Source organism: Nonomuraea polychroma (genome assembly GCF_004011505.1).
Taxonomy (GTDB): domain Bacteria; phylum Actinomycetota; class Actinomycetes; order Streptosporangiales; family Streptosporangiaceae; genus Nonomuraea; species Nonomuraea polychroma.
In genome coordinates this window covers 5,854,239-5,867,346 of the sequence record NZ_SAUN01000001.1, presented here as the reverse complement: position 1 = coordinate 5,867,346, position 13,108 = coordinate 5,854,239, and the positions used below count along the sequence as shown (strand labels likewise).

The 13,108-nt window shown below is 70.3% G+C and carries 11 protein-coding genes; 3 read left to right on the top strand and 8 right to left on the bottom strand.

What is annotated here, in order from left to right:
- Positions 1-21 precede the first annotated feature (21 nt).
- Both EDD27_RS26785 and EDD27_RS26780 read right to left on the bottom strand, forming a co-directional pair.
- Entirely contained in the window at positions 22-1,575 is a 1,554-nt protein-coding gene (locus tag EDD27_RS26785; RefSeq protein ID WP_127934829.1) for an MFS transporter, read from the bottom strand.
- Positions 1,572-2,120, bottom strand: coding sequence for a TetR/AcrR family transcriptional regulator (locus tag EDD27_RS26780; protein WP_241564268.1), 549 nt, complete (start codon positions 2,118-2,120; stop codon positions 1,572-1,574). Before EDD27_RS26780 ends, EDD27_RS26785 begins: the two co-directional genes overlap by 4 nt.
- Before the next feature lie 138 nt (positions 2,121-2,258).
- Here EDD27_RS26780 and EDD27_RS26775 point away from each other — a divergent pair, with 138 nt between their 5' ends.
- The gene (locus EDD27_RS26775; RefSeq protein ID WP_241564267.1) at positions 2,259-2,804 is read left to right on the top strand and encodes a TetR/AcrR family transcriptional regulator; all 546 of its coding nucleotides are present in this window, start codon (positions 2,259-2,261) and stop codon (positions 2,802-2,804) included.
- Here the strand turns inward: EDD27_RS26775 and EDD27_RS26770 are convergent.
- The 6 genes from EDD27_RS26770 to EDD27_RS26745 form a co-directional block, all read right to left on the bottom strand.
- A complete protein-coding gene (locus EDD27_RS26770; RefSeq protein WP_127934826.1) occupies positions 2,742-4,532 on the bottom strand; it encodes a WS/DGAT/MGAT family O-acyltransferase in 1,791 nt (596 codons plus the stop codon). The genes EDD27_RS26775 and EDD27_RS26770 overlap by 63 nt on opposite strands.
- Positions 4,533-4,674: 142 nt before the next feature.
- Entirely contained in the window at positions 4,675-5,721 is a 1,047-nt protein-coding gene (locus EDD27_RS26765) for a sulfite oxidase (RefSeq protein ID WP_127934825.1), read from the bottom strand.
- A 272-nt stretch (positions 5,722-5,993) separates the two neighbouring features.
- Positions 5,994-7,673 (bottom strand): DNA polymerase/3'-5' exonuclease PolX, encoded by a 1,680-nt coding sequence (polX, locus tag EDD27_RS26760; protein ID WP_127934824.1) that lies wholly within the window; start codon positions 7,671-7,673, stop codon positions 5,994-5,996.
- 39 nt (positions 7,674-7,712) lie between these two features.
- A complete protein-coding gene (locus EDD27_RS26755; RefSeq protein ID WP_127934823.1) occupies positions 7,713-8,681 on the bottom strand; it encodes an aldo/keto reductase in 969 nt (322 codons plus the stop codon).
- Between the two features lie 67 nt (positions 8,682-8,748).
- On the bottom strand, positions 8,749-9,786 hold the full coding sequence (locus EDD27_RS26750) for a zinc-dependent alcohol dehydrogenase family protein (RefSeq protein WP_127934822.1): 1,038 nt from the start codon (positions 9,784-9,786) through the stop codon (positions 8,749-8,751).
- A gap of 224 nt (positions 9,787-10,010) precedes the next feature.
- Entirely contained in the window at positions 10,011-10,838 is an 828-nt protein-coding gene (locus EDD27_RS26745; RefSeq protein WP_127934821.1) for a helix-turn-helix transcriptional regulator, read from the bottom strand.
- Between the two features lie 103 nt (positions 10,839-10,941).
- On the opposite strand from EDD27_RS26745, the gene EDD27_RS26740 reads away from it, so the two are divergent.
- Both EDD27_RS26740 and EDD27_RS26735 read left to right on the top strand, forming a co-directional pair.
- Positions 10,942-11,652, top strand: a complete 711-nt coding sequence (locus EDD27_RS26740; RefSeq protein WP_127934820.1) for an SDR family oxidoreductase — start codon at positions 10,942-10,944, stop codon at positions 11,650-11,652.
- A 35-nt stretch (positions 11,653-11,687) separates the two neighbouring features.
- The gene (locus EDD27_RS26735; RefSeq protein ID WP_127934819.1) at positions 11,688-13,085 is read left to right on the top strand and encodes a glutamate-cysteine ligase family protein; all 1,398 of its coding nucleotides are present in this window, start codon (positions 11,688-11,690) and stop codon (positions 13,083-13,085) included.
- The last annotated feature ends 23 nt before the right edge of the window (positions 13,086-13,108 follow it).

Sequence of the window (13,108 nt, the reverse complement as noted above, 5' to 3'; positions counted from 1 at the left end):
GGGCGAGTCCGAAACGTGTGCTCAGTGATCGGCGGCGGACAGGTCGAGGTCGCGCGGCGTCAGCCACCACACCAGCACCGCGCCGGCCAGCATCACCGCCGCGCCCGCCCCACTGGTCACCGCCAGCGAGCCGGTGAACGCCGTCGTCGCCTGCTCCGCGAGCAGCGCGCCCTCCGCACTGAGCCGCAGGCCCTCGGCGCCCAGTCGCGCGCCCTGCGCGCCCAGCTCCGCGGCCACGTCGATCGCGCCGCCCAGCGACTCCCGCGCGATCCCGGCCGCCGGCCCCTCATAGTCCAGCCCGCCGCGGTAGACGGCCGCCGCCACGCTGCCGAGCACGGCCACGCCCAGCGCCCCGCCGAGGTCGTAGCTCGTCTCCTCGATGGCCGCCGCGCTGCCTGACTTCGCCGCGGGCGTACCCGACATGATCACCGCGGAGGCGACCGCCAGCGCGCCGTTCCCGATGCCGATCAGCACCAGCGCGCCCGCCACCGGCCCGTAGTCCAGCGGCGCCGGCGCCAGGAAGAGCAGCAGGAACCCCGCCGCCGTCACCCCCAGGCCGCCTGCCAGCACCGTACGGGCGCCGATCCTGGCTGCCAGCGACGGAGCCAGCGGCGAGGCCACCAGCGCGGCCAGCGCGGCGGGCAGCAGCCGCACGCCCGTCTCCAGCGGCGAGTAGCCCTGCACGAGCTGCATCCACTGCGCGAGCAGCAACAACACCGCCCCCATCGCGATGGCCGTGGCCAGCGCCGTCGCGACCCCCGCCGAGAAGGGGCCGCTGCGGAACAGCCTGAGCTCCAGCAGCGGATCCGGCCTGCGCAGGCAGCGCACCACGAACCAGCCCAGCGTCACCGCCGCGACCGCGGTCGCCACCAGAGTGCTCGCCGCCGCCGGGCCGTACTTGCCGAAGCTCTTGACCGCGTACAGCAACGCCACCATGCCCGCCATCGACAGCACCGTGGCCGGCGCGTCCCAGCGGCCGGGGCCGGGGTTCCTGGACTCGGGCAGCAGCACCAGGCCCGCGCCGATCGCCGCCGCCATGACCGGCACGTTCACCAGGAACGCCGCAGGCCACGTGAAACGCTCCAGCAGCACCCCGGCCAGGATCGGCCCTGACGCGGCGCCCACCGCCGCCATCGCCGACCACACGCCCAGTGCCCTGGCGCGCTCGCCGGGGTCGGGGAACAGGTTGCGGATCATGGACAGGGTGGACGGCATGATCATGGCGCCGCCGACGCCGAGCAGCGCCCGTACCGCGATCACCTCCGCCGGGTCGTCGGCGAGCAGCACGGCCAGCGACGCCAGCCCGAACACCGCGAATCCGGTCAGCAACATCCGCTTGCGGCCCCACCGATCGCCCAGCGCGCTCACCGTGACCAGCAGGCCCGCCAGCACCAGCCCGTACGCGTCCACGATCCACAACAACTCGATCGAGCTGGGCCGCAGGTCCTCCGACATGGCCGGCAGCGCGACGTTGAGCACGGTCATGTCCATGACCACGAGGAGCACACTGACCGACAACACGGCCAGCCCGGCCCAACGACGCCGCGCCGAGAGCGGTGGCGTGGTGACCGTCATGATTCCCTCCGGGGCGCGGCGCCGTGCGTGAACGTGCGCAGGAGCAGCCGGGGGACGTCCCGGCGGGCGATGTCCCCGCGGCGCAGGCCGTCCCGCACGGCCACCAGCAGGCCGTAGACGACGTCGCTGATCCAGCGGACGGGCAGCTCGGCGCTCAGCACGCCCGCGCGCTGGGCGGCGGTGTAGAACGCGATCTCGCGGGCCTCCAGCTCCTCGGCGCGGCGCGACAGCTCGGGGTTGACGGTCAAGGCGTAGTCGGTGAGGCCGAAGCCGTATTCGTCGGCGACCTCGATCAGGCCGGTGAGCAGGTCGTTCAGTGCCTTCTCCAGCGCGTCCCGATCCCCTGAGGCGGTCGCCGCGTCCAGGCCGGCGGCCAGCTGCGCCTGCTCCCACTGGTCGTGGCCGCGGCGGGCCAGGGCCAGCATCAACTCCTCGCGGCTGCTGAACTGCCGGTGCAACGTGGCCCTGCTGATCCCGGCCGCATCGGCGAGCTGCGCCATGGAGGCGGACGGATCCTTGTTGAGGTGCTGGATCGCCGCCGTCATGATCTGCTCCCGGCCCATCGCCATTAGACACCGCCGTATCGTTTGCGACAATTTTGTCTCACATGATACATCGCTGACGCAAACACGCTCTCCTTCGTGGCATGGCGATGCCCCGCACGTGGCGCTATGGTTCGTGCTGTGGTGACGGGTGACGCGCGCACGCGCATCCTGGACGCGGCAGAGGAGCTGTTCGCGGGCTCCGGCTACGAGGCCACCCCGACTGCGGTCATCGCCAGGCTCGCGAAGGTGCCCAAAGGGCTGATCTCCGACTACTTCCCGCGCAAGATCGACGTACTGGTCGCGCTCGTCAACGAGCGCACGCACATCGAAGAGGGACGCGACGTCGACGCGGTCCCCGGCGACCCCGCGGGCACCCTCGCCAGGCTCGCGCGCGGGCTGCCGCTGCGGGCCTCACCGGCGATGCGGCGCATCCTGTTCCGCGAGGCCGACACGCACGGCTCCGTCAAAGAACGGCTCAGCCGCCTCAACGGCGAGCTGATCAGGCGGGCCCGGTTCGCGCTGGAGCTGGCGATGCCCGGGACCCGCGGGGACGCGGCGAGGCTGGAGGTGGCGGCGGCCACGTTCGCCGCCGTCCTGCTCTACCAGGAGAACCTCTGGCAGCTAACGGGACACCAGATCGACCCCGACGCCGTCGCGGAACTCATCGCCCACTCGCTCGTCTAGCAGTTCCTCCAGCGCCGCACGCAGGTGCCGGAGCAGGCCCCAGACGTCGTCCACGCGCTCGGGGCAGGCGACGATGCCGAAGTCGAGCATGCCGTCGTAGGAGAAGCAGGTGATGTTCAGGCCGCCGCTCATGTCGGTCAGGACCGACAGCGGATAGTACGACAACACCCTCCCGCCGCACAGGTACAACGGGAACTGCGGGCCGGGCACGTTGCTGATGATCAGGTTGATCGGTGGGAACGCCATGCCCGCCAACCGGAAGATCGCCGGCGTGGCCAGGGTCGTGACCGGTGCGGGCAGCATCGAGCACAGCTCGCTCAGCCAGGTCGCCGGGGCCAGCGCGAAACGCCGCTTGGCCCGGCTCATGGCCGCGCCGACCGCCTGCAGGCGCTCGTGGGGGTCGGGGACGTTCGTGGGCATGGGGGTGACCATGGCGGAGATCTGGTTGCCGACCACGTCCTTGGCTCCTGCCGTACGGACCGCGACGGGGACGGCCACGATCAGCGGCTCCTCCGGCAGCGCGTCGCGTTCGCGCAGCCACGAGCGCAGAGCCGACGTGCACAAGGCCATGACGATGTCGTTGACGCTCATGCCGTTGGCTTTGGCCACCTTCTTGACGTCCTTGAGCGGCAGTGAGCCGAAGGAGAGGTGGCGGCGGGCGCTGATGGGGCCGTTGAACGGGGTGCGGGGGACGGAGAGACTCGGCAGCTCCGGGCGGTCGGGCCGGTCGCGGACCACCGTCCGCACGGCCTTGGCGATCAGCTTCGCGCCCGGCACGCAGGCCGCCAACGGGATCGCGTCCAGGTCCCCGGCCGCATTGACGAGGGATCGGGCGGCGCGGACGGGGTGAGTGGCGGTGCGGACGACGGCGCCGGCCAGCATGCCGATCAACCCGGGAGCCGCTTCGTCTCTGTCGCCACCGACCGGCCGCAACGGGTCGCGGTCGAGGACGCCACCGGATTGCCCGCCGGACCGGCCGTTGGTGGCGCCGGTGTTGTGCTCGGTGCGCCGGCCGTTGGTGGCGCCGGTCGTGTGCTCGGTGCGCTGGCCATTGATGGTTCCGGTCTTGTGCCCCGTGCGCTGGCCGTCGGTGGCCCCGGCGTTCACGGGGACGGCTTGCGCGGCCAGGTCGCCGTTGACGGACACGGCGCCGGCTGCTGGACCACCGTGTGCCGGTGTGACGTGGGAGGTGGTGCTCGCCTGGGTGTTGACCGGGTGAACCGTCGTGGGCAGCCTGCGGCAGGTGAGGTGGCCGTCCGGGGTGAGGTCGAGGAGCGTGGCCAGGGTCTCCGCGCCCGAGATGCCGTCGATCGCGGCATGGTGCACCTTCGTGTAGATGGCCACCCTCCCGTCCGGCAGCCCATTGATCAGGTGCATCTCCCACAGCGGATGCGCCCGGTCGAGCCTGCGGGCGTGGATCTCCGCCACGGCCTCGGCCAGCTGCCAGTCGTTCCCCGGCTCGGGCAACGTCAGCTCGAACAGATGGTTGCCGATGTCGAAGTCGGGGTCGGGCGCCCAGTACGGATGGTCCAGCCCCAGCGGCACCTCGGCCAGCCGCAGGCTCAGCGCGGGGGACAGGTGAACCCGGTCGAGCAGCAACTCCGCGAGCGCGTCCCGGTCGAGCGACCCGTCCGCCGAGTCGAGGATCGCCAACCCCGCCACGTGCGCGGCGGTCGTCGCCGTCTCGACGTTGAGGAACTGGGCGTCGAGTGCGGTCAGCTGGCGCATCTGCTCTCCTTTTCCCGGCGTATGTGCACAGTCACACAGAGGGATTTCCGGAAGGTTTCCGCGAGAGTCTTTCAGATGAATTCAGCTGCGCCGCACGGCGGCAATGGAAATCTCCAGCTCAGCCCGGATCGGTGACAATTACCTATCCGTGGACAACGTGAATCGGGTGTTGCACGACGGCGTCGAAGTGATAGCCGAACGGATGCCGCGGCGTCATCAGCGGTTGCGTGGCGCCGGTCTCGTCGGTCGCCCTGGCCATGAGCACATACCGCCCCACATGCCGGGGAGCCCACGAGATGTGCCACGGCAGCCAGGCGCTGACCAGGTGATGCCCATGGTGCTCGGCCGCGCGCCAGCTGAAGCCGCCGTCGAAGCTCACCTCCACCCGGACGATCCTGCCCCGGCCCGACCAGGACCGGCCGTGCAGGATGTGCGGCCCGGTGATGGGCAGCGCGGCATTCCAGGCGAGCTCGAAAGCGCTCTTCACGGGCTGCGTGGTGACATCCGCGTAAAAAACCGTGTTCCACGGAGTGAACAGCTTGGTGGTGGAAACTTCAATGTCGCCGAGCCATTTGATGGACGCTATTCCCACCCATCCCGGCACCACCAATCGCACCGGAAATCCGTGATCGGGAGGCAGTGGCTCGCCGTTCATCTCGTACGCCACCAGCACGTCGTCCATGGCCTTGCCGATCGGCAGCGGCCGGCGTACGTGACCGTAATCCTCGAACGGCTCGTCCAGTCCCGTGGGCAGCACGTCCACGGCCTCGGGACGGACGCCGACCTGCTTGAGCAGGTGTTTCAGTGGCACGCCACGCCACCGGGCGACCCCGATCGCGCCCAGCCCCCACTGTGTCCCGGGAGCGGCCTCGTGCTGTTGCGTCCCGTAGAACCGCCGCCCGTTGCCCGCGCATTCGATCGCCAGGTCATACGTCCGCGACGGCATGGCCCTGAGGTCGTCGTAGCCGAACTCGCGCGGCCATCGGATGCCCGCGCCGTGCAGGCGCAACCGCCAGGTCGTGGCGTCGATGAGCGGTGTGGAGGTGTGGTTGCGCACGAAGAACCGGTCGATCGGCGTGTGGTATCCCTGCCCTGACATGGCCTCCCACCGCATCTCGGCACTCGCGCCGTGCAGCCGGAACAGGTGGTCGGGCAGCGGTTTGACGATCGTCGCAGTGGCTTGCTCCATTGATCTCACCTCGTCATCAGGTATTCCCTACCTGTAAACCATTTAATCTCCTCTCGCTTGGCGTCGGCATCCCTCTTCGCCGACCCGAACCCCCCGTATCGCTTCAGGAACGTTCCAACTCCCCTTGGGCTCCCTCTACCCGACCGCCCCACCTGCGGAACCGCCCAGCCAGGCATCGCCGCCCCTCGGCTCGTCCACCGAGGGCTGGGGTCGGCGTCAGACGCCTCACCGCACCCTGGCGAGCGGTCAGGGCGACAGGCGGGCGGCGGGGGTCAGCGGCCCAGGAAGGCCTGGAGACGGTCCAAGGGCCAGGTGTTGATGACATCGTCCGCCGTCAACCACGCCCGCTGCGCGATCCCGATCCCGAACCGCTGATTCGCCAGGTGCGGGATCGCGTGCGAGTCGCTGTCGATCGAGAACTTGACCCCGTGGTGCTTGGCCAGCCGCACCAGATCCGCCGGCAGGTCGGAGCGGTCGGGGAACGAGTCGATCTCCATCGCGGTGCCCGTGCGGGCCGCCGCGCGGAAGACGGCGTCCCAGTCCGCGTCCACGGCCGCCCGCTTGCCGATCTTCCGCGTCGTCGGGTGCCCGATGATGTCGACGTAGGGGTTTTCGCAGGCGGCGATGAAGCGGCGCGTCATCTCGTCCCGCGACATCCCGAAATGGGAGTGCACCGAAGCCACGCACACGTCGAACTCCCGCAGGATCTCCCCGGGCCAGTCCACCGACCCGTCGGGCGCGATGTTGAGCTCGGTGCCGTGCAGCAGCCGCATGTCCGGATATTTCTGCTGGAGCTCGGCCACCCGTCCCCGCTGCTCCAGCGCCTTGTCCAGCGTCATCCGCTGCATCGCCAGGTCCGGCGCGTGGTCGGTGACCGCGTAGTAGGCGTAGCCGCGGGCGTGCCCGGCCGCCACCATGTCCTCCAGCGATGCGATCCCGTCGGTGAGGTTGGTGTGCGTGTGCAGGTCGCCCTTGAGGTCGGACAGCTCCACGAGCACGGGCAGCTCGCCCCGGAGCGCCGCCTTGACCTCGCCGCCGTCCTCCCGCATCGGGGGCGGCACGAACTGCATGCCGAGCGCGGCGTAGATGTCCTCCTCGGACTCGGCGGCGATCACCCGCTCGCCCTCGAACAGTCCGTACTCGGAGAGCTTCCAGCCCTTCTTCACCGCCATCTCCCTGATGGCGACGTTGTGCTCCTTGGAGCCGGTGAAGTATTGCATGGCCGCACCCCACGACGCGGCGGGGACCACGCGCAGGTCCACCTGGATGCCGGACGTGGTGCGGATCGAGGTCTTCTTGTCGCCCGCCGCGATGACCTCGGCGACATAGGGCTGGGCGCGGAACTCCTCCATGATCGACTCGGGCGCGACCGCGAGGATGTCGATGTCGCCGATCGTGTCCTTCATCCGCCGCAGCGATCCCGCGTACGCGACCCGCTCGGCGGGCAGCGACGCCATCACCTGCTCGGCCAGCGACATGGCCACGCCGATGTGCACCCGGCGGCCGGACTGCTCGAGCTGGTCGATGCCCTTGAGCAGGTTGGCCAGGGTCTTGGGGCCGAGGCCCTTGACGCCGTCGAGGCGGCCGGAGCCGATCGCCTCACGCAGCGCGTCGGTGGAGTCGATGCCGTAGTCCTCGAACAGCATGATCGCCGTCTTGGGGCCGAGGGTCGGCACCCGCGTCAGCCTGCGCACCCCATCGGGAACGCGCCCTCGCAGGTCGTCGAGCTGCCGGAAGCTCCCCCGCTGCAGGAACTCCTCCATCTTCTTGGCGATCGCCTCACCCACACCGGGGACGCTGCGCACGTCGACGACCGAGATGTCCTCGGGGAACCCGGCGATGGCCTTGGCCGCCTTCTGATAGCTCCGCACCCGGAAGGCGTCGCCGCCGCAGAGCGCGAACAACTCCGCGTATTCCTGCAGCGCCGACGCCGCCTCCTCATTTGCCCGCATGCCCCAACCCTAGGGGCTCGGACCGACAATCCGGGATGGTCAGAACCGCACCTCACGCGGCCGGTACGGCTCCGCGAGGAACGTCAGCTCCTCCTCCGACAGCGACACGTCCACCGCCGCCACCGCGTCGTCCACGTGCCGGTCCTTCGTGGCCCCGACGATCGGCGCCGTGACGGCCGGCTGGTGCAGCAGCCAGGCCAGCGCGACCTGCGCGGCGGGCAGCCCGCGCTCGGCCGCCACCTGCGCCACCCGGTCGACGATCAGCTTGTCGTTCTCCGGGTCGTACAGGGCGTCGATGCGCTCGTCCGACCCCGCCCTGGTCGTCGTGGCCGCCGCACCGGCCCGGGCCAGCACTCCCCGCGCCAGCGGGCTCCACGGGATCACGCCCACACCCTGGTCGAGGCAAAGCGGCAACATCTCGCGCTCCTCCTCCCGGTAGAGCAGGTTGTAGTGGTTCTGCATGGAGACGAACCTCGTCCACCCGTTGCGCTCGGCCACCTGCTGCGCCTTGGCGAACTGCCAGGCCCACATGCTGGACGCGCCGATGTAGCGGGCCTTGCCCGCCTTGACCACGTCGTGCAGCGCCTCCATGGTCTCCTCGATGGGCGTCTCGTCGTCCCACCGGTGGATCTGGTAGAGGTCCACGTAGTCGGTGCCCAGCCTGTCGAGCGAGGCGTCGATGGAGGCGAGGATGTGCTTGCGGGACAGGCCGCGGTCGTTGACGCCCCTGCTCATCGGGAAGTAGACCTTGGTCGCCAGCACGTAGTCCTCACGCCGGGAGAAGATCCCGCGCAGCACGTTGCCGGTCACGACCTCGCTCTCGCCGCGGCTGTAGACGTCGGCGGTGTCGAAGAACGTCACGCCCGCGTCGGCCGCCCTGCGGACGATCGGCTCGGCCTGGTCCTGCGGCAGCGCCCACTCCTGCCTGGCCGGATCGCCGTAGCTCATCATGCCCAGGCACACCCGCGAGACCTTCAAACCCGTGTCACCAAGTCGTGTGTACTCCATACGGCTCACCATAGGGGGGCCTCACAGGGGCAACGCGGCACGGGGGGCGGTTGTCGGCCGAGGACGTTCAGTGCGGCGTCCGGGGAGTGATCATCGTGACGCCCGGCACCGAGCCGATGGAGGCCAGCGCCTTTCCGGCGTCGGCGAGCCCGATCGTGCGGGTGACGAGCTGGTCGGGATGCAGGACCCCGGCCCTGATCAGCTCCAGCATCGGCGGATAGGCGTGCGCGGCCATGCCATGGCTGCCCAGGAGCCGCAGCTCGTGGCCGATCACCCGGTCCATCGGCACCGGCGTCGCCCCGCCGGGCAGCAGCCCCACCTGGACGTGCCGGCCCCTGCGGCGCAGGCTCTCGATGGAGGCGGCGCACGTCGCCGGACTGCCCAGCGCGTCGATGGACACGTGCGCGCCGCCCCTGGTCAGCTCCCTGACCTGGGCCGCCGCGTCACCGGCCGAGCCGTTGACGAAATGCGTGGCGCCGGCCAGCTCGGCCAGGTGCAGCGCATCCGTGCTGATGTCGACGGCCACCACGCGGGCCCCCGCCGCCGTCGCGATCATCACGGCCGACAGCCCCACACCGCCGCACCCGTGCACCGCCACCCACTCGCCCGGGCGCACCTCGCCCACCTGGGCCACGGCGCGGAACGCGGTGGCGAAGCGGCAGCCCAGCCCGGCGGCCGTGGCATAGGCCATGTCCTCGGGGATCGCGATCAGGTTGACGTCGGCGTGGTCGATGGCGACGTACTCGGCGAAGGAGCCCCAATGGGTGAATCCCGGCTGCGTCTGCCGCTCGCACACCTGCTGGTCGCCGGCGGCGCAGGACGCGCACGTGCCGCAGGCGCAGATGAACGGCACGGTCACGCGCGCCCCCGGCCGCCAGCCGCGTACGTCAGAACCGACGGCCTCGACCACGCCCGCGAACTCGTGCCCCGGCACGTGCGGCAGCGCCTTGATGTCGGGATCGTGCCCCTGCCAGCCGTGCCAGTCCGAGCGGCACAAACCCGTCGCCTCGACCCTGATCACCGCCCCGTGCGGGGCCGGGGCTGGGTCGGACAGCTCGCGCACGTCGAGCTCCCCACCGAAAATGTCAAACGCAACCGCTCGCATCTCATCAGCCTAGCTTTAGAGCACGTTGCCACAGGTCGCGTAGGGCCTGTGGGAACGGGTTCGCCCGCGCATGGATCATTCAGGTCTTGCCGCGAGCGTCAATGGCGACGATGAGAACGAGGTGTGCGAAGTCTCCTTCGGCGCCGTGCACCGCAGCGTTACGCCCGCTCGCCGACCGAGGGCTCGACTGGACGGTTTTCGACGGTTGAGCGGCGGCCGTCCGATCAGCTCATGGTCAGTTGCCGCAGCTCACGAAGGGCCTGGTGCGAGGGGGAGCCGGGTTCGGTGGTGTAGAGCACGAGACGGAGGTCGTCGCGGTCAGGCACCGGCATGACCTGGCAGATCATGTCGATCACGCCGACGAGCGGGTGGGTGACGCGCTTGCGCTGCTCCCTGCGGATCTCGACCTCGTGCCTGGACCACAGTTCGGCGAACTCGGGGCTGAGCGCGAGCATCTCGGCGACCAGCGCCCTCATCCTGCGGTCGTCGGGGTAGCGGCCCAGGGCGGCGCGCAGGTCGGCGACCGAGGCGCGGGCGAAGCGGCCCTTCTCCTCGTCGTTGAGGTGCTCGGCGATGTCGGGGGACATGAAGACCCAGCGGATGACATTCTTGTCCTCGGGCGGGCGGCTGTCGAGGTCGCCCATGAGGACGTTGGCCATGGGGTTCCAGGCGAGGATGTCGTAGCGGGCGTTGAGGACGTAGGTGGGCACCTCCTCCAGGAACGCCAGCAGGTGCAGCACGCTGCCGGGCACGTTCTCCCTGATCGACGGCGCCTCCAGGGGCTGCCCGGCCAGGTCGAACAGATAGGCGCGCTCGTCCTGGGTCAGCATCAGCGCCCTGGCCAGCGCGTTGAGTACCTGCCGCGACGGATGCGGGCCGCGGCCCTGCTCCAGCCGGATGTAGTAGTCGATCGACATGCCGGCCAGCTGCGCGATCTCCTGCCGGCGCAGGCCCGGCGTGCGGCGGCGCTCGCCACTGGGCAGTCCCACGTCGGCCGGGCTGACGCGGGCACGCCTGCTGCGGAGAAACTCTGCGAGTTGGTCGCGGTTCATGCCTTCATCCTGGGTCATGACCGTGCGTTCGTGGGTGGTACTGCCGATCCCAGCTTCCGCAGGTCTCTCCCGCACCTGGTCTGGCCTGGGCGAACGTGGAGGCATGACGAAGATCGCCCTTATCACGGGTGCCAACAAGGGAATCGGCTACGAGATCGCGCGGCTGCTCGCCGAGCAGGGCGTCACCGCGATCGTGGGAGCACGCGACGAGGAGCGCGGGCGGGCCGCGGCCGAGCGGCTCGGGCTGCCGTACGTGCGGGTCGACGTGACCGACGAGGACAGCGTGGGCGCCGCCGCGAAGTGGATCGAGCAGGAGTACGGCACGCTCGACATCCTGGTCAACAACGCCGCGATCTCCGGCGGCCTGGACCAGGTCGTGCCCAGCACCGCCTCGACGCAGGCGCTCAGGGACGTCTACGAGACGAACGTGTTCGGCGTCGTCACCGTGACGAACGCCATGCTGCCGCTGCTGCGCAGGTCGCCGGCCGGCCGGATCGTGAACATGTCGAGCGAGCTCGGCTCGCTGACCATGGCCGCGGCCCCGGACAGCCCCTTCGCGGAAGCCACGTTCCTGGCGTACAACTCTTCCAAGAGCGCGCTCAACATGATCACGGTCCTCTACTCCAGGGAGCTCAAGGACACCCCGATCAAGGTGAACGCCGCCAACCCCGGCTACTGCGCCACCGATCTCAACGCCCACTCCGGTTTCCGCACGGCCGAGCAGGGCGCGGCGATCGCGGTACGGCTGGCCATGCTCGACGAGAGCGGTCCCACCGGTGCGTACATGGAGGACGCGGGAGTGATCCCCTGGTGATGTGTCAAACCTGACGAAGAGGACAGAAGGGGGTGATGGGACGAGATCTGGATAAGGAGCGATTCACCGAGGCGGAGTACGTCCGCTTCGGGGAACGCCTCCAGGAGCAGCTCGGCGTGCTGCGCGAGCTGCTCGATACCCCCGGCTTCGGCGCGGGCCCGGTCACGATCGGGGCCGAGCTGGAGCTGTTCCTCATCGACGAGCGCGGCCGCCCGCTGCCGCGCAACAGCCAGGTGCTGGAGGCTCTCGGCGACCCCCGCGTGGTGCTGGAGCTGGGCCGTTACAACGTCGAGGTCAACCTGACCCCGACGCCGCTGGAGGGCAGGCCGTTCGAGCAGATGAGCGGCGAGGTCCAGGAGACCATGACGAAGGTGGACAGCGCGGTCGAGGGCGGCGGCGCGGTGCCCATCGGCATCCTGCCCACCCTCGGCACCGAGGACTTCACGGTCAACGCCATGAGCGACCAGAACCGTTATCGCGCGTTGAGCAGGGGCATCAGGCGGCTGCGGCTGGAGCCGTTCCTGGTCAAGATCGACGAGCTCGAGCTGTCGGTGGAGGACGTGATACTCGAGGCCGCCAACACCTCCTGGCAGGTGCACATCCGCACGCCGCCCGAGCGTTTCGCCCGGCTGTTCAACGCCGCCCAGCTCGCCATCGGCCCGGTGCTGGCCGCGTGCGGCAACTCGCCGTTCTTCCTGGGCAGGCAGCTGTGGGAAGAGACGCGGATCGCGCTGATGGAGGAGGCCGCCGACGACCGGGACGTGGAGCGGCGCGGGCGCAGGGACGGGCGGGTCACGTTCGGCTCGGACTGGGTGCGCGAGGGCGCGCATGAGTTGTTCCGGCGGTACGTACGCGACTACGAGCCGATCGTGCCCGACCTCCACGACGACGCCGGGCCGCACGAGGTGCCCGAGCTCCGGCTGCACCAGGGCACGATCTGGCAGTGGAACCGGCCCGTCTACGACCCGGCCGAGGGCGGGCACCTGCGGATCGAGATGCGGGCGCTGCCGGCCGGGCCCTCCTGCGCGGACATGGCCGCCAACACGGCGTTCCTGCTGGGGCTGACGTTGTCGCAGGCCGAGCGGGACCTGACCGGTTACCGGTTCGCGGAGGCGTACCAGAACTTCTACCGGGCCGCCATGCACGGGCTGGACGCCAAGCTGTCCTGGCCGGGCGCGGACGGCGAGTTCGGGGCCGCCGACCTGGTGCTCACCCTGCTGCCCGAGGCGCGGGCCGGGCTGCTCGGCGCCGGGGTGACGCCGAGCGACGCCGACCGCGCGCTGGGCGTCATCGAGCAGCGGACCCGGCTGCGCCGCACGGGGTCGGTGTGGCAGCGGGAGGCGCTGGCGCGTTTCGGCGGCGACCGGGAGCGACTCGTGCGACGTTATCGCGAGCTGGCGTTGTCGGGACTTCCGGTGCATTTGTGGCGCTGAGCGCAACCATTGCCGTTCCCGTT